The organism is Pseudomonas sp. B21_DOA (assembly GCA_030544685.1).
Lineage (GTDB): Bacteria > Pseudomonadota > Gammaproteobacteria > Pseudomonadales > Pseudomonadaceae > Aquipseudomonas > Aquipseudomonas fluorescens_AO.
In genome coordinates this window covers 2,967,241-2,983,141 of the sequence record CP086683.1, presented here as the reverse complement: position 1 = coordinate 2,983,141, position 15,901 = coordinate 2,967,241, and the positions used below count along the sequence as shown (strand labels likewise).

Annotated in this window: 14 protein-coding genes; 7 read left to right on the top strand and 7 right to left on the bottom strand. The window is 62.3% G+C overall.

Going from position 1 to position 15,901, the window contains the following annotated elements; translation table 11 throughout:
* Window positions 1-35: 35 nt before the first annotated feature.
* The 4 genes from cadA (at window position 36) to hemN (ending at window position 4,974) form a co-directional block, all read left to right on the top strand.
* Window positions 36-2,486: a cadmium-translocating P-type ATPase gene (gene cadA, locus LJU32_13660; protein ID WKV86936.1), complete on the top strand. Its 2,451-nt coding sequence runs from the start codon at window positions 36-38 to the stop codon at window positions 2,484-2,486.
* Window positions 2,487-2,509: 23 nt separating this feature from the next.
* Window positions 2,510-2,722 (top strand): cbb3-type cytochrome oxidase assembly protein CcoS, encoded by a 213-nt coding sequence (gene ccoS, locus LJU32_13655; protein WKV86935.1) that lies wholly within the window; start codon window positions 2,510-2,512, stop codon window positions 2,720-2,722.
* Complete coding sequence (locus tag LJU32_13650) at window positions 2,715-3,398, top strand: sulfite exporter TauE/SafE family protein (GenBank protein WKV86934.1); 684 nt, start codon at window positions 2,715-2,717, stop codon at window positions 3,396-3,398. Before ccoS ends, LJU32_13650 begins: the two co-directional genes overlap by 8 nt.
* A 193-nt stretch (window positions 3,399-3,591) precedes the next feature.
* The gene (hemN, locus tag LJU32_13645; GenBank protein WKV86933.1) at window positions 3,592-4,974 is read left to right on the top strand and encodes an oxygen-independent coproporphyrinogen III oxidase; all 1,383 of its coding nucleotides are present in this window, start codon (window positions 3,592-3,594) and stop codon (window positions 4,972-4,974) included.
* Here hemN and LJU32_13640 read toward each other — a convergent pair.
* Window positions 4,971-5,453, bottom strand: coding sequence for a hypothetical protein (locus LJU32_13640; protein ID WKV86932.1), 483 nt, complete (start codon window positions 5,451-5,453; stop codon window positions 4,971-4,973). The genes hemN and LJU32_13640 overlap by 4 nt on opposite strands.
* 153 nt (window positions 5,454-5,606) lie before the next feature.
* Between LJU32_13640 and fnr the strand changes: the two genes are divergently transcribed.
* Together fnr and LJU32_13630 are read left to right on the top strand one after the other, a co-directional pair.
* Entirely contained in the window at window positions 5,607-6,341 is a 735-nt protein-coding gene (fnr, locus tag LJU32_13635; protein ID WKV86931.1) for a fumarate/nitrate reduction transcriptional regulator Fnr, read from the top strand.
* 75 nt (window positions 6,342-6,416) lie between these two features.
* Complete coding sequence (locus LJU32_13630; protein WKV86930.1) at window positions 6,417-6,965, top strand: adenine phosphoribosyltransferase; 549 nt, start codon at window positions 6,417-6,419, stop codon at window positions 6,963-6,965.
* Between the two features lie 151 nt (window positions 6,966-7,116).
* Here the strand turns inward: LJU32_13630 and LJU32_13625 are convergent, their stop codons facing one another.
* The 5 genes from LJU32_13625 to dnaX form a co-directional block, all read right to left on the bottom strand.
* Window positions 7,117-8,265, bottom strand: coding sequence for an acyl-CoA dehydrogenase family protein (locus LJU32_13625; protein WKV86929.1), 1,149 nt, complete (start codon window positions 8,263-8,265; stop codon window positions 7,117-7,119).
* Between the two features lie 207 nt (window positions 8,266-8,472).
* On the bottom strand, window positions 8,473-9,075 hold the full coding sequence (gene recR, locus LJU32_13620; GenBank protein ID WKV86928.1) for a recombination mediator RecR: 603 nt from the start codon (window positions 9,073-9,075) through the stop codon (window positions 8,473-8,475).
* 66 nt (window positions 9,076-9,141) lie between these two features.
* Window positions 9,142-10,176, bottom strand: a complete 1,035-nt coding sequence (locus LJU32_13615; protein ID WKV86927.1) for an NADP-dependent oxidoreductase — start codon at window positions 10,174-10,176, stop codon at window positions 9,142-9,144.
* Between the two features lie 261 nt (window positions 10,177-10,437).
* Complete coding sequence (locus tag LJU32_13610; protein ID WKV86926.1) at window positions 10,438-10,776, bottom strand: YbaB/EbfC family nucleoid-associated protein; 339 nt, start codon at window positions 10,774-10,776, stop codon at window positions 10,438-10,440.
* Between the two features lie 66 nt (window positions 10,777-10,842).
* Window positions 10,843-12,927: a DNA polymerase III subunit gamma/tau gene (gene dnaX, locus LJU32_13605; GenBank protein WKV91006.1), complete on the bottom strand. Its 2,085-nt coding sequence runs from the start codon at window positions 12,925-12,927 to the stop codon at window positions 10,843-10,845.
* Between the two features lie 145 nt (window positions 12,928-13,072).
* On the opposite strand from dnaX, the gene LJU32_13600 reads away from it, so the two are divergent.
* Window positions 13,073-13,822 (top strand): transporter substrate-binding domain-containing protein, encoded by a 750-nt coding sequence (locus LJU32_13600; GenBank protein WKV91005.1) that lies wholly within the window; start codon window positions 13,073-13,075, stop codon window positions 13,820-13,822.
* Between the two features lie 107 nt (window positions 13,823-13,929).
* On the opposite strand, the gene LJU32_13595 is transcribed toward LJU32_13600, so the two are convergent.
* On the bottom strand, window positions 13,930-15,891 hold the full coding sequence (locus LJU32_13595; GenBank protein WKV91004.1) for a hypothetical protein: 1,962 nt from the start codon (window positions 15,889-15,891) through the stop codon (window positions 13,930-13,932).
* Window positions 15,892-15,901: the final 10 nt, after the last annotated feature.

Sequence of the window (15,901 nt, the reverse complement as noted above, 5' to 3'; positions counted from 1 at the left end):
TGCGGAGCGTGGGAACGATCATCGGAACGCGCACCATGACCAGCCCAACCCCCTGCTACCACTGCGCCCTGCCCGTCCCGTCCGGCAGTCGCTTCACCGCCGTCGTCCTCGGGCAGGCCCGCGAGTTCTGCTGCCCGGGCTGTCAGGCCGTGGCCGAGGCCATCGTCGCCGGTGGTCTGGAAAGCTATTACCAGCATCGCAGCGAAGCCTCGGCCAATCCCGAAGCGCTGCCGGTGCAACTGACTGATGAACTGGCGCTGTACGACCGCGCCGACGTGCAGCAACCCTTCGTCCGCCACGAAGGCGACCTCGCTGAAACCACCTTGTTGATGGAAGGCATCAGTTGCGCCGCTTGCGGCTGGCTGATCGAGAAACACCTGCGCACCCTGCCCGCCGTCGCCGAAGCGCGGCTGAACCTGTCCAATCACCGTCTGCACGTGCGTTGGGCCGATGCACAACTGCCACTGAGCCAGATCCTCGCCGAACTGCGCCACATCGGTTACGCCGCCCACCCCTATCAAGCCGATCGCGCCAGCGAACAACTGGCCAGCGAGAATCGTCTGGCCCTGCGCCAGCTCGGCGTCGCCGGTCTGCTGTGGTTTCAGGCGATGATGGCGACCATGGCGACATGGCCGGAATTCAACATCGACCTCAGCCCCGAGCTGCATACGATCCTGCGCTGGGTCGCGCTGTTTTTGACCACGCCGATCGTGTTCTACAGCTGCGCGCCGTTCTTCAAAGGCGCGATGCGCGATTTGCGCACCCGCCACCTGACCATGGACGTGTCGGTATCGCTGGCGATCGGCAGCGCTTATATCGCCGGGATCTGGACGTCGATCACCGGCGGCGGCGAGCTGTACTTCGATGCGGTCGGCATGTTCGCGCTGTTTCTGCTCGCCGGGCGTTATCTGGAACGCCGCGCCCGCGAACGCACCGCTGCCGCCACTGCGCAACTGGTCAACCTGTTGCCGGCCTCGTGCCTGCGCCTGGATAGCGACGGTCAGAGCGAACGCATCCTGCTCAGCGAATTGCGCGTAGGCGAGCGGATTCTGGTGCAGCCGGGCTCGATTCTGCCGGCCGATGGCAAGATCATTGACGGCCAGTCGAGCATCGACGAATCGCTGCTGACCGGCGAATACCTGCCACAGCCACGCACGCTCGGTGATGCGGTCACTGCAGGCACGCTCAACGTCGAAGGCGCATTGACCGTCGAAGTGCAGGCGCTGGGACAGGACACGCGTCTTTCCGCGATCGTGCGCCTGCTCGATCGCGCTCAGGCGGAGAAACCGCGTCTGGCGGAAATCGCCGACCGCGCCGCGCAATGGTTCCTCCTGCTGTCGCTGATTGCGGCAGCAGTGATCGGCCTGCTGTGGTGGCAACTGGATTCCTCTCGGGCGTTCTGGATCGTCCTCGCCATGCTGGTGGCGACCTGCCCGTGCGCGCTGTCATTGGCGACGCCGACCGCCCTCACCGCCGCCACCGGCACCCTGCACAAACTCGGGCTGCTGCTGACCCGTGGCCATGTGCTGGAAGGCTTGAACCAGATCGACACAGTGATCTTCGACAAGACCGGCACGCTCACTGAAGGCCGCTTGGTGCTGCGCTCGATTCGCCCGCTCGGCGCGCTCGACAGTGAGCAATGCCTGAGCCTCGCTGCTGCGCTGGAAAACCGTTCGGAGCACCCGATCGCCCGGGCGTTCGGCCGTGCGCCACTGGCCGCCGAGGACGTGCACAGTACACCGGGGCTGGGCCTGGAAGGCGTGGTCGGTGAGCAACGCTTGCGCATCGGTCAGGCCGAATTTGCCTGTGCCCTGAGCGGCGCGGCGCTGCCGTCGCTGCCCGATGAAGCCGGGCAATGGCTGCTGCTCGCCGACAGCCACGGGCCGCTGGCGTGGCTGGTGCTTGACGATCGCCTGCGTGACGACGCCCCCGCTCTGCTCGCGGCCTGCAAGGCGCGCGGCTGGCGCACGTTGTTGTTGTCCGGCGACAGTTCGCCGATGGTCGCCAGTGTCGCCGCCGAACTGGGCATCGACGAGGCCCGTGGCGGTTTGCGCCCCGATGACAAACTGCACGTGCTGCAACAACTGCACAAGGAAGGGCGCAAGGTGCTGATGCTCGGTGATGGCGTCAACGACGTGCCGGTATTGGCGGCGGCCGACATCAGCGTGGCCATGGGCTCGGCCACCGATCTGGCGAAAACCAGCGCCGATGCGGTGTTGCTGTCCAACCGCCTCGACGCCTTGGTGCAAGCCTTCACACTGGCGCGACGCACGCGCCGGGTAATCATCGAAAACCTGCTGTGGGCGGCGCTGTACAATGGCCTCATGTTGCCGTTCGCCGCCCTCGGCTGGATCACTCCGGTGTGGGCGGCGGTCGGCATGTCGATCAGTTCGCTGACCGTGGTGCTCAACGCCCTGCGCCTGACTCGCCTGCCGAGCGCGCCGGCCGCCAGCAGCCCGACCCAAACCCGCCCGCTGCCGGCCTGAGCCGCGCGAGCCTGGAGTTACCCATGCCAGCTCTCTACGTGATGATTCCCGCTGCCTTGCTCATCGTCGCCATCGCCGTGTACATCTTCTTCTGGGCGGTGGACAGCGGTCAGTACGATGACCTCGACGGCCCGGCGCACAGCATCCTGTTTGACGATCAGGATCCCAACCACACCGCTGCAGTGGACGAAGCCAACGCCGGCAAACCGGACGACAAGGCGCCACCCCATGCTTGAACTGGCGCCTCTGCTGGTCTCGGCGCTGATCCTCGGTCTGCTCGGTGGCGGCCATTGTCTGGGCATGTGTGGCGGCCTGATGGGCGCGCTGACCCTGGCGATCCCCAAAGAGCAGCGCAGCCGGCGCTTTCGCCTGTTGCTGGCGTATAACCTCGGGCGGATTCTCAGTTATGCCACGGCGGGATTGCTCATCGGCCTGGCCGGATGGGCCGTCGCCAACAGTCCGGCGGCGCTGTTCATGCGCGTACTGGCCGGGTTACTGCTGATCGCCATGGGTTTGTATCTGGCCGGCTGGTGGAGCGGGCTGACCCGTATCGAAGCGCTCGGGCGCGGTTTGTGGCGCTTCATTCAACCGGTGGCGAATCGCTTGCTGCCGGTTTCCAGCCTGCCGCGCGCCTTGCTGCTCGGTGCGCTGTGGGGCTGGCTGCCGTGCGGACTGGTTTACAGCACGCTGTTGTGGAGCGCGAGCCAGGGCAATGCGCTGGACAGTGCGTTGCTGATGCTCGCTTTTGGCCTCGGTACTTGGCCGGTACTGCTTGCCACCGGGCTGGCGGCTGAACGGGTCACGGCCATTTTGCGCAAACGCAGCGTGCGCATGGCGGGTGGCTTGCTGGTGATTCTGTTTGGCTTGTGGACCTTGCCCGGGCCGCATCAGCATTGGCTTATGGGCCATTAAACCAGCGGCGTGGCCTTCGCGAGCAAGCTCGCTCCCACAGGGGATTTGAGGCGTACACAAAATCTGTGGGAGCGAGCTTGCTCGCGAAGAGGCCCGCAGGATCAACACACCTCCCCTGTTGATGCAAATCAACAGCCCCATCGCCGCCCCCGATAGACTCGCCACACTGCCAGCCTATCCGGGGAATGCCCGCATGCTCGACGCCATTCGTTGGGACTCTGATCTGATCCGCCGCTACGATCTGGCGGGGCCACGCTACACCTCATATCCGACCGCCGTGCAATTTCACGGTCAGGTCGGCACTTTCGACCTGTTCCATGCCCTGCGCGACAGCCGCAAGGCGCAGCGGCCGTTGTCGCTGTACGTGCATGTGCCGTTCTGCGCGAACATTTGCTACTACTGCGCCTGTAACAAGGTCATTACCAAGGATCGCGGGCGTGCGCAGTCGTATCTGCAACGGCTCGAGCAGGAAATCCAGTTGATCGCCTGCCACCTCGACCCGGCGCAGAAAGTCGAGCAGCTGCATTTCGGTGGCGGCACACCGACCTTTCTCAGCCACGATGAATTGCGTCAGCTGATGGCGCACCTGCGCAAGCATTTCAATCTGCTCGATGACGATTCTGGTGACTACGGCATCGAAATCGACCCGCGCGAAGCCGACTGGTCGACTATGGGCCTGTTGCGCGAATTGGGTTTCAACCGGGTCAGCATTGGCCTGCAAGACCTTGACCCGGCGGTGCAGCGCGCGGTCAATCGCCTGCAAAGCTTGGAAGAAACCCGCGCGGTGATCGATGCGGCGCGAACCCTGCAATTTCGCTCGATCAACATTGATCTGATCTACGGCCTGCCAAAGCAGACACCGGACAATTTCGCTCGCACCGTCGAGGAAGTGATCAGCCTGCAACCGGATCGTCTGTCGGTATTCAACTACGCGCACCTGCCGGAACGCTTCATGCCGCAACGGCGGATCAACAGCAGCGAACTGCCGAACCCGGTGCACAAGCTGGAAATGCTCCAGCGCACCATCGAGCAACTGACCGCTGCCGGTTACCGTTACATCGGCATGGACCACTTCGCCCTGCCCGATGACGAGTTGGCGATCGCTCAGGAAGAACACACCCTGCAACGCAACTTTCAGGGCTACACCACCCACGGTCACTGCGACCTGATTGGTCTGGGCGTGTCGGCGATCAGCCAGATCGGCGATTTGTACTGCCAGAACAGCAGCGACCTCACGGCTTATCAGAACAGCCTCGCCAGCGCGCAACTGGCGACCAGTCGCGGCCTGGTGTGCAACGCCGACGATCGCTTGCGCCGCGCGGTGATTCAGCAGCTGATCTGTAATTTCAAACTCGATTTCGCTGAAATCGAGCAGCAGTTCAACATCGATTTTCAGGGCTATTTCGGCGCGCTGTGGCCGCAACTGCAAGGCATGGCCGCGGATGGCCTGATCAAACTCGAGCGCGAGCGCATCGAGGTGTTGCCGGCGGGCCGATTACTGGTGCGTTCGGTATGCATGGTCTTCGATGCGTACCTTGAGCAGCAGAACCGCCAGCGTTTTTCCCGAGTGATTTAAGGTTTGTTCAGCAACGAGCCGACCTTGAAATTCTGTTCAGGAGTCAGCGCCGACTGGTTCATCACTTTCGACAAGGCGAGGTTGGCGGTGATCAGGCCACTGTTGAGCGCGGCGATGGCACCACGCAATGCGGCGAGCTTGTTGATCTTTTCTTCAGCGGAAAGCGTTCTGTCGGACATGACCGCCGCCATGCGCGCTTTCTTCTCGATGATCTCCTTCTGGATTTTTCGGATCATCTTCAGCAATTGCTGAATGTTCTCCGGCAAGCCGCTGTTATCGACGTCGCTGTTCTCGCCGCCGACAGCAGCGGATTTGGCGATGGCCGCGCCAGACAGCGACACTTTGACGCCCTCGACCAAGGTCGGGGTTGCCGTGTTCGACAAGTCGTCATCGCGGTTGATCGCAGCGTCGGTATTGTTGATCTCCGGCGCGGCAGCAACGCCGCTGCTACCGGGGCCTAGCGTGCCAATGGCGGTCATCGGGGCCTTCCCTGAATGGATGCTGATAGCTGTTTATCGGCCGCAGGTGCTGCGGCTTTATGTCTGTGGGACAACGCCGCCGCGTGCTGGCCTGAATGTCCTCGCGTGAGTTACCCTTACGGCTTATGTGTGTTTCCCACAAGGATTGAAGAAATGTCCGAGCCAGTCAAACTGCGCGCTCACAACCAGGCCCATTGCAAGGATTGCAGCCTGGCCCCGCTCTGCCTGCCACTTTCGCTGAATCTGGAAGACATGGACGCGCTGGACGAAATCGTTAAACGCGGCCGCCCGCTGAAGAAGGGCGAGTTCCTGTTCCGCCAGGGCGACACCTTCGATTCCGTTTATGCGGTTCGCTCCGGCGCCCTGAAGACTTTCAGCCTGAGCGATGCCGGTGAAGAGCAACTGACTGGCTTCCACCTGCCGAGTGAACTGGTCGGACTGTCGGGCATGGACACCGAGAAACACCCGGTGTCGGCCCAGGCGCTGGAAACCACTTCTGTCTGCGAAATCCCTTTCGAGCGCCTCGACGAACTGGCCCTGCAATTGCCACAACTGCGCCGCCAGTTGATGCGGGTGATGAGCCGCGAGATTCGCGACGATCAGCAAATGATGTTGCTGCTGTCGAAGAAGACCGCTGACGAGCGCATCGCGACCTTCCTGGTCAACCTGTCGGCCCGCTTCCGCGCTCGCGGCTTCTCGGCCAACCAGTTCCGCCTGAGCATGTCGCGCAATGAAATCGGCAATTACCTGGGCCTGGCGGTGGAAACCGTGTCGCGGGTGTTCACCCGTTTCCAGCAGAACGAGCTGATTGCCGCCGAGGGCAAGGAGATCCATATTCTCGACCCGATCCAGCTGTGCGCGCTGGCCGGCGGCTCGATCGAAGGCTGACCACGACCCGCGGTTGAGCGAATCGTTTCAGCCGCGGGTATACTGCGCCGTTTGCAGCCCTGCCAGGACACCCCGATGGTCTTCGACTCCTTCGACATCAAATCCCTGATCCGCCCCGTGATCGACTTCCCGAAACCGGGTGTGATCTTTCGCGACATCACCCCGTTGTTCCAGTCGCCGACGGCGCTGCGCCTGGTGATGGACAGCTTCGCCCACCGCTACGTCGAAGCCGACTTCACCCACATCGGCGCCATGGACGCCCGTGGTTTTCTGATCGGTTCGGTACTGGCCTATCAGTTGAACAAACCGCTGGTACTGTTCCGCAAACAAGGCAAACTGCCGGCGGACGTGCTCGCCGAAGGATATGCCACCGAATACGGCGAAGCGTTTCTGGAAGTGCACGCCGACAGCCTGTGTGAAGGCGATTCGGTGGTGATGTTCGATGACCTGATCGCTACCGGCGGGACGTTGATTGCAGCGGCCAACCTGATTCGCCGCATGGGCGCGCGGGTGCATGAAGCGGCGGCGATCATTGATCTGCCCGAGCTGCAAGGTTCGCAGCGCTTGCAGGACATGGGCATCCCGACGTTCTGCCTGACGCAGTTTGCTTTGACTGATAAATAATCAAGATCTAAAGATTGATCGTTCCCACGCTCCGCGTGGGAATGCCTCAAGGGACGCTCTGCGTTCCAGCTTGCGATAGGGACGCGGAGCGTCCGGGCTGCATTCCCACGCAGAGCGTGGGAACGATCATGCATCGGACGATCTTTTGCTTTTAGAGTCCCATCTGCTTGCTGATGATTTCGTTCATCACTTCCCGCGTCCCGCCGCCAATCGACAGAATGCGGTTATCCCGATACAGCCGCTCCACCAGGCTTTCGCGCATGTAACCGAGCCCGCCGAGAATCTGCACCGCCTCGGTGGTGATCCGGTCAGACGTGTCGGTGGCGAAGTTCTTCGCCATGGAAATCTCCTTGATCACGCTCTGCCCCGCCGCCATTTTTGCCGCTTGCCGATACGTGAACTCGCGCGACACTTCCAGCGCCGTGGCCATTTCGGCGAGGCGATGTTTGATCACCTGAAATTTGCCGATGGGTTTGCCAAATGCCTCACGCGCGCGCGCCCACTTCAGGCTCTCCTCCAGCGCCAATTGCGCCGTCATGTTGGCCATCAATGCCAGGGCCAGGCGTTCGCTCTGAAAATTGCCCATGATGCAGGCGAAGCCCATGTTCTCTGCGCCAATGAGGTTTCCTACAGGCACGCGGCAATCGTCGAAGAACAATTCAGCGGTATCCGACGCCCACCAGCCCATTTTCTTCAATTGCCGACCGACACTGAAACCCGGCGTGCCCTTCTCGATCAGCAACAGGCTGATACCGCCGAACCCCGGCGCACCGGTGCGCACCGCGACGGTGTAGAAATCGGCGCGCACGCCGCTGGTGATAAAGGTTTTGCTGCCGCTGACCCGGTAGAAATCGCCGTCTCGCACGGCGCGGGTTTGCAGGCTGGCGACGTCGGAACCGCCGCCGGGCTCGGTGACCGCCAGGGCGCTGATCTTCTCGCCGCTGAGCACTTGGGGAACGACCCGCTCGCGAACTTCTGGCCGCGCCCATTTGACGATCGGCGGCAGGCCGATATCCAGCGAGCCCAGCCCCGCCACCAGGCCGCCAGAGCCGCAGCGCATCAGCTCTTCACTGGCGGCGACCTTGGCGAACAGATCGCCCTCATGGCTGCCGCCAAGCGCTTCGGGATAGCCGATACCGAGAATGCCCGCCGCACCGGCCTTGAGGTACAGCTCACGGGGAAAGCTTTCGGCTTCTTCCCACTGATCGATGTCCGGCAGAATCTCGCGTTCGACGAAACGCCTGACGCTGTCGCGGACCAATTGATGGCTGGGGTCGAAGTATTCCTGAAAGGCAGGCATGGGCGAGCTCCACGGAAGGGTTCGCCGACGTTAACCGAGCGCTTGCTTGGTTATCAATGAAATTGTGTGAATCAGATGGACCGCGGCGCGGCCATCGCTGGCAAGCCAGCTCCCACAGGGTTCGGTATGGACACATATGCTGTGGGTCACATCCAACACTGTGGGAGCTGGCTTGCCAGCGATGTGGCCCGAAAGGGCGATAGAGACTTACAGGGAGATAGGTTTACGCCCGGCAAACGAATGCGCCAGCGTGCCGCCATCGACCAGCTCCAGCTCACCGCCCAGCGGTACGCCGTGGGCAATCCGCGAGGCGACCAGACCTTTGTTGTTGAGCAACTGCGCGATGTAATGCGCCGTCGCCTCGCCTTCGACCGTCGGGTTGGTGGCGAGGATGACTTCAGTAAAGGTTCCCGCCTCTTCAATCCGCGCCATCAATTGCGGAATGCCGATCGCTTCCGGCCCCAGGCCGTCCAGCGGCGACAGATGCCCCTTGAGCACGAAATAGCGGCCACGGAAACCTGTCTGCTCCACCGCATAAACATCCATCGGCCCTTCGACCACGCAGAGCAGCGTGTCATCGCGGCGCGGGTCGGCGCATTGCGGGCACAGGTCATCTTCGGTGAGCGTGCGGCACTGGCGGCAATGGCCGACGCCTTCCATGGCCTGGCTCAAGGCCTGCGCCAGACGGGTGCCGCCGCTGCGATCACGTTCGAGCAACTGCAACGCCATGCGCTGAGCGGTTTTCTGACCCACGCCCGGCAAAGTGCGCAAGGCGTCGATCAGTTGGCGAATCAAAGGGCTGAAGCTCATGGGTACACAGTCCGACTAAACAACGAGACGCGGTTTATACCCGCGCCTCTGGCCAGCGTCAAATCCTCAGTCCTGGGCGACCCGAACCACCAGTTTGCCGAAGTTGCGCCCTTCCAGCAGACCGATGAACGCCTCGGGCGCCTGCTCCAGGCCTTCGACCACGTCCTCGCGGAATTTCACCTTGCCGTCGCGTACCCACGGCACCATGTGGCTGATGAATTCCGGCTGACGATCACCGTAATCGTCGAAGACGATGAAGCCCTGAATACGCACACGCTTGGTGAGCAAAGTGCGTTGCAGCATCGGCAGGCGATCCGGGCCGGTCGGCGCTTCGGCGGCGTTGTAGCCGGCGATCAGGCCGCACAACGGAATGCGCGCCTTGGGATTGAGCAACGGCACGACCGCGTCGAACACGTGCCCACCGACGTTCTCATAATAAATGTCGATGCCGTTGGGGCAGGCCTTGGCCAGTTGCTCGGCGAAGTCGTCGGCCTTGTGGTCGATGCAGGCATCAAAACCCAGCTCCTCAACGACGTATTTGCACTTCTCGGCCCCACCGGCTACGCCGACCGCGCGCAGGCCTTTGATCTTCGCCACTTGGCCGACCACCGAGCCGACGGCGCCGGACGCCGCAGCCACCACCAGGGTTTCGCCTTCTTTCGGCTGACCAATGTCCATCAGCCCCATGTACGCGGTCATGCCTGGCATGCCCAGCACCCCGAGGGCCATCGACGGGCTCGGCAGGCCGGCCGGGATCGGCATGATGTTGCGACCGTCGCTGATGCTGTGGCTCTGCCAGCCAGTCGCGCCGACCACCAGATCACCAACATGAAATTTCGGATGATTGGATTGCTCGACCCGGCTGACGGCGCCGCCGGTCATGACTTCGCCGATCTGCACTGGCGCAGCGTAGGACGGTGCGTCGCTCATACGTCCGCGCATGTACGGGTCGAGCGACAGGTACAGGGTTTTCAGCAACACCTGACCGTCCTGCAGATCCGGCAGCGCCTCACGCTCCAGACGAAAGTTCTCCGGAGTTGGCGCGCCGGTCGGGCGCGAGGCGAGGACGAAACGTTGGTTGAGGGTGAGAGGGTCGGACATGTCAGCGTCTCCTGTGAATGGGGAATTCGGTGTATAGGGAGCAGACCTTGGTAGCGGTGGTGTGTTCGATGTTTCTTCAGTTGTGCCGAGGTGAGTTCATTCGCGAGCAGGCTCGCTCCCACAGGGGAATGCATTCCAAATGTGGGAGCGAGCCTGCTCGCGAAAGCGTCAGTCTGGAGGCACATGCCCATCAGGCAGAAACAAAAATGCCAGGCGCGATGCCTGGCATTTTGTGTAGCCCATCTGCCGCCAAATGGCGAATCAGAATGGCAGTTTCATACCCGCTGGCAGGTTCATGCCGGCGGTCATGCTGCCCATTTTTTCCTGGCTGTTGGCTTCGATCTTGCGCACGGCGTCGTTGACGGCGGCGGCGACCACGGCTTCCAGCATCTCTTTGTCGTCTTCGCTCAGGCCTTCGACCAGGCTTGGGTCGATGCTCACGCTTTTCACGTCGTGACGACCGGTCATCACCACGGTGACCATGTCGCCGCCGGCCTTGCCGGTGACTTCGGCGTTGGCCAGTTCTTCCTGCATCTTGGCCATTTTTTCCTGCATCTGCTGCGCCTGCTTCATCAGGCCGGCCATGCCACCTTTCATCATGGGAATCACCTCAAACGTACTTGGATAAAACAGCGCCCGGCCATCGAGGCCGAGCACCTTCAGTTATTAGCCTTGGGTGACCAAGGCGTCGACAGGTTCAATAGTATCGCTTCGCACCACCGCGCCGAATTGCTGAACCATCTGCTGGATGAACGGATCACCGTGGATCGACTCCTCCGCCTCGCGCTGGCGGTTGGCGCGGCGGCGCGAGGCGGCCTGGGCCGGGGTTTCCTGCTCGGGCTTGATCAGCTCGATGGTCAGCGTCAGCGTGCGCCCGTGGAACTGGTTCAACGCCTCATTGAGACGACGCTGTTGCGTGGCGTTGAACAGTGCACTGTGGGCCGGATCCAGGTGCATCAGCCAATGATCGCCATCGACCGCAATCAACGTGCAGTTGGCGGCGATGCTGCCGGTCATGCCGGAAATCGGCAGTTTCGGGAACAGCTCCAGCCATTGCAGGGCCAGACCGGTTGCCGGCGCAGCAGCAGGTTCCGGCTCGGGTTCAGGTTCGGGATCGGCGGCGTGTTCGCTGGCCAGTTCGTCGAGGTAGCTGTAGGCCGAATCCATGTCCGGCTCGATGTAATCCTCGTCCAGCGGCGGTTCGTCGTCCATGTCCATGCCTGGCGTAGCGGCATCGACGTCAGCGACGGACGGCTCGGGAATTGGCGCAGCGGCCCACTCCGGCGCATCCGGCACCACGCTGTCCGGGGTCGGCAGCGGCATCGGCGGCAGTTCAGGCTGCTCGCCGGCGGTTTCCAGTACCGGCTCGACGGCGGGTTGCTGGAGCGGCGCGGGCTCGGGCTCGGCTTCCACCGGGTCGTTCCACGGCAGATCGACCACGGCCTCGATAGCGACCGGCTCAGGCTGCGGTTGCGCTTCGACAACTGGCTCAACGGGTTCTGGCTCGGCAGCCGGCGCCGCTACGGGTGCGGGCGCAGGTGTGGGCGCAACAGCCGCAGCGACCACCGGCGCAGGCTTCGGCGCGGCAGCCACTGAGTTTGCGGAATCAACTGTGGCCTGGCTGATCCCCACTGGCTTTAGCGCTTGCCTCGGCGCGTCCGCCGTATCCGCCGGGCGGAACGCGAGCATCCGCAGCAAGACCATTTCGAAACCGCCGCGCGGGTCCGGCGCCAGCGGCAAATCGCGGCGACCGATCAGGCCCATCTGGTAATAGAACTGCACGTCTTCGGCCGGCAGTGCCTGGGCCAAGGCCAATACGCGATCACGGTCGCCGTGGCCATTGTCGACGCCTTCCGGCAGCGCCTGAGCGATGGCCACGCGGTGCAGCACGTTGAGAATTTCCGAGAGCACGCCGTTCCAGTCCGGGCCTTGCTCGGCCAGATGCCGCACGGCTTCGAGCAGCGCCTTGGCATCGCCTTCGATCAGTGCATGCAGCACGTCATAGACCTGACCGTGATCCAGCGTGCCGAGCATCGCGCGCACGTCGGTAGCGAGCACCTTGCCTTCACCGAACGCGATGGCCTGATCGGTCAGGCTCATGGCGTCACGCATCGAGCCGTCAGCCGCGCGGCCGAGCAGCCACAGTGCATCGTCTTCGAACGGTACGTTTTCTGCGGTCAGCACGTGAGTCAAATGCTCGACCACACGCTCGGGCGTCATGTTCTTCAGGGAGAACTGCAGGCAGCGCGAAAGAATCGTTGCCGGAAGTTTCTGCGGATCGGTGGTCGCCAGGATGAACTTGACGTAGGGCGGCGGCTCTTCAAGGGTTTTCAGCAGCGCATTGAAGGAATGGCTGGACAGCATGTGCACTTCGTCGATCAGGTAGACCTTGAAGCGCCCACGGCTTGGCGCGTACTGCACGTTGTCGAGCAGTTCGCGGGTGTCCTCGACTTTGGTGCGGCTGGCGGCGTCGATCTCGATCAGGTCGACAAAACGCCCTTCATCGATCTCGCGGCACACCGAACATTCGCCGCAGGGGCTGGAGGTGATACCGGTCTCGCAGTTCAGGCACTTGGCAATGATCCGCGCGATGGTGGTCTTGCCGACCCCGCGCGTCCCGGTGAACAGGTAGGCGTGGTGCAGCCGTTGGCTGTCCAAGGCATTGATCAGAGCCTTGAGCACATGGGTCTGGCCGACCATTTCGCGGAACGAGCGCGGACGCCATTTACGTGCAAGAACCTGATAACTCATCGAAAACCGTCGCAGCGAAGGAAGCAGAAGCGGCTAATGCTAGCGGAGCAAGGGCAAAATTGCATCCGGTGTCCTCGTCTAATATGGCTAAGCTGCATCAGCAGAGGCTTTTATCAGCTCGGGATGGGGAATTACCGGAGCGTCTATGCGGTGGGCCGTGGTGGCATTGCTGGGTATCAGCCTCAACGCGATGGCCGCGCAAGCGCCGTTGCGCTTCGCCGTGCCGGATAGCTGGGCGATGCCGATGGTGCAACTGCAAGGCGGCAGACCGACCCAGGGCATCCTGCACGACATCCTGCTCAGCCTGGCGACCCAGGTCGGCGCGCCGGCGCAATTCATCGTCCTGCCGCGCGCGCGGGTCCAGAGCGCCATGGAGCACGGCGACATCGACGTGCGCTGCTATGCCGCACAGTCGTGGCTGCCGAATCAGTCCGGCGATTACATCTGGAGCGTACCGCTGTGGTTCCAGCGCGACCTGCTGATCAGCCGCGAGGATAAGTCAGCGCAGATCAATCCCGCCCAGCTGCCGCGCCAGGCCATCGGCACCGTTCTCGGCTACAGCTACCCTACCCTGCAACCGCTGTTCGACGCCGACCAGTTGCAACGCGAAGACGCGCGCAATCAGGAACAGGTGCTGGAAAAGCTCCTCGCCGGACGCTACCGCTACGCGGTGAGCAATCAGTGGACGCTGGACTGGACCAACCAGCGCCTGTTGCCGGAGCAGCAGTTGCGAGGGGTCGCGGTACTGCAGGAGCAGAATATCGGTTGCTATGTGAGGAACGACCCGAAGGTGCCGGTGCAGCGAATTTTGCGCACGTTGCTGCGAATGAAGATGTCGGGCGAGATCGACGACATTATCCGGCTCTACACCGGCGCCTCATCAACCACACCCTAACCCCATGTGGGAGCGAGCCTGCTCGCGAAAGCGGTATATCAGGCGACACAGTTGTTGAACACGCCGACGTCTTCGCGAGCAGGCTCGCTCCCACAGGGTTGGCCGGGTCAATAACCGTGCGATTCGCGGAATTTCTGATAATCGTGAAAGTCGATCCACTCGACCACGTCGTAAGGCAGATAAAGCTGCTGTCGGGCGCGGGAAATGGCGATGTACACGGCACAGATGCGCTGATCGAACTCGTAGGCGTCCTTGAATTTTTCGTTACTGAGCAACGCCCGCGTCAACAGCACGCGCCTGAACTCCATGCCGCCGGCCTGCTCCGCCATCATCAACAGACAGGCCCTGCCCGGTTCGATGATCTTCTGGCTCAGTCGCGTCAAGTCGGCAATCATGAAGCCGTTTTGCAACTGTGCTTCGATCCACAAAAAGGCTTCATCGAACTGGTTGGCGGCGCGCACCTGCTGCCAGTCAGCCATGTCGCTGAAATACGGGTGCGGTCCTTTCTCGCTGGACCCGGCGTTATAGAAATCGCGGCGGAACAGCTCAATGGCGGTGGCCATGAAATGCTTGATGTCATCCTGCGCTTCCCTGTCGGGGAAACTGAAGGCGCAACTGGAATCGTGCAGGTGGATGGCCCACATCATTGTGTCCCACGGTGACGCGGTCAGCACCACGCAACCTTCGGGTGGCACGAAGGCTTGCGGGTAGTACTCGATATCGACGTCGGCGTGACGGGCACCTTCGAACGGCACTTTGCTCTTCTGCGTATGGCGCGAGATCAGTGGATTGACCAGGCGCTCGACATTGCGCCCCGAGCGCACCGAATAGCAGATATCGCTCTGGCGAACTTCACGCTTGCGCTTGAGCGGCTCGCCCTTGGCCTGCTGATATTCATCGCCGAGGGTGATCAGCACCTGCTGCCCGCGCTCGATGATTTGCAGCAGCGACGCCGGCACATCCTGGCTTTCATCGATGATCACATGGGTGTAGCGCGGCGGGACGCGGCAACCGGCGAGACTGGCGCGTTTGATCATCAACAATGTCTGAAACCCGCTCTGGCTGGCCCAGGCCGGATTGGCCTGCAGATACATCCAAAGACGGCTGGAGTACTCCAGCAGCGCTTGCGAGTCTGCGCCGGTCAAGGGCTGCTGGAAGTGCGGCAAGTGCCTGGCGGACAACGTGTGGTCTCTTGAGGCGCAGTACAGCTCTAGCACGCGCAGACAGACCTCGAGGGTGCCCGGCCCGTCGTGGTGGCGAAAGCCGAACATATTCAGCTCCTGCGCCAGCGCCTGTTTGCTCGGAAGCCGATTCGAGGCCTTGGCCACATGCAGGCGCGGGCCAAGCAACTGCGCCTGGGCAAATTCGAAAAAGGTCTGGCCGATTTCCGTGTCATGCACCTGCACGATGTGCTTGCGCAATGTCGCCAGTTTCGCCGGGGTGCGCGCCAGTACCAGCGTGCGTTTCGAGCGCAGGCACTCGATCAGCGCGCTGAGCATGTAGCTCTTGCCGATCCCCGCATAACCCTGCACATGCAGGTCTTCGTCGAGGTTGGCGCGAAAAGTCCGCAGCAGCTTGTCCTGCGCCGCGCTCAACCAGTGTTCGCGCTCGCGAGGCGTGACCATCTGCTGGCGGAACGGGTTGTTCTGTTGCTGATGGCGAATCTTGAAGTCGACATCCCATTGCCCATCGGGCAACAGGTAGTGCTGCGCAGCGACCTCATCGGCCATGAGAAACCGCAGGTTCAGGCCTTTGAGCGCATTGAGGCCGAAGTACAATTTGCGCGAATCGAACAGACGCCGCGCCTCTGCAAGCAGTCCCGCCGAGCCGGAGCGCCGAGTGGTGACAGACCAGTCAATGAGTCTGGCGAGGATCTTCTCCGCAGCGCTAGCGCTCAAGTCCTGTTCCGTGGCCTGGGCGAGGTTCTGGATGACCAGCACCGCCGCCAGCTCCGGGTCGCTCAGGTTGGCCAGTGCCGCGTCACCGTCGGGCTGCAACAACGCCGTACACGCATCATGTGTGATCGGCAGAAGGAGTGGTGTGGCCAAGTCAAAATGTTCCGGGTGCATACAACCTCGC

Bases quoted from the DNA above. Each gene is read 5' to 3' on its own strand.
- LJU32_13650 (WKV86934.1), top strand. From the start codon at position 2,715: ATGCTTGAACTGGCGCCTCTGCTGGTCTCGGCGCTGATCCTCGGTCTG.
- dnaX (WKV91006.1), bottom strand. From the start codon at position 12,927: ATGAGTTATCAGGTTCTTGCACGTAAATGGCGTCCGCGCTCGTTCCGC.
- LJU32_13600 (WKV91005.1), top strand. From the start codon at position 13,073: ATGCGGTGGGCCGTGGTGGCATTGCTGGGTATCAGCCTCAACGCGATG.
- LJU32_13640 (WKV86932.1), bottom strand. From the start codon at position 5,453: ATGACCGCCATTGGCACGCTAGGCCCCGGTAGCAGCGGCGTTGCTGCC.
- cadA (WKV86936.1), top strand. From the start codon at position 36: ATGACCAGCCCAACCCCCTGCTACCACTGCGCCCTGCCCGTCCCGTCC.
- ccoS (WKV86935.1), top strand. From the start codon at position 2,510: ATGCCAGCTCTCTACGTGATGATTCCCGCTGCCTTGCTCATCGTCGCC.
- LJU32_13625 (WKV86929.1), bottom strand. From the start codon at position 8,265: ATGCCTGCCTTTCAGGAATACTTCGACCCCAGCCATCAATTGGTCCGC.
- recR (WKV86928.1), bottom strand. From the start codon at position 9,075: ATGAGCTTCAGCCCTTTGATTCGCCAACTGATCGACGCCTTGCGCACT.
- LJU32_13610 (WKV86926.1), bottom strand. From the start codon at position 10,776: ATGATGAAAGGTGGCATGGCCGGCCTGATGAAGCAGGCGCAGCAGATG.
- LJU32_13615 (WKV86927.1), bottom strand. From the start codon at position 10,176: ATGTCCGACCCTCTCACCCTCAACCAACGTTTCGTCCTCGCCTCGCGC.
- hemN (WKV86933.1), top strand. From the start codon at position 3,592: ATGCTCGACGCCATTCGTTGGGACTCTGATCTGATCCGCCGCTACGAT.
- LJU32_13630 (WKV86930.1), top strand. From the start codon at position 6,417: ATGGTCTTCGACTCCTTCGACATCAAATCCCTGATCCGCCCCGTGATC.
- fnr (WKV86931.1), top strand. From the start codon at position 5,607: ATGTCCGAGCCAGTCAAACTGCGCGCTCACAACCAGGCCCATTGCAAG.
- LJU32_13595 (WKV91004.1), bottom strand. From the start codon at position 15,891: ATGCACCCGGAACATTTTGACTTGGCCACACCACTCCTTCTGCCGATC.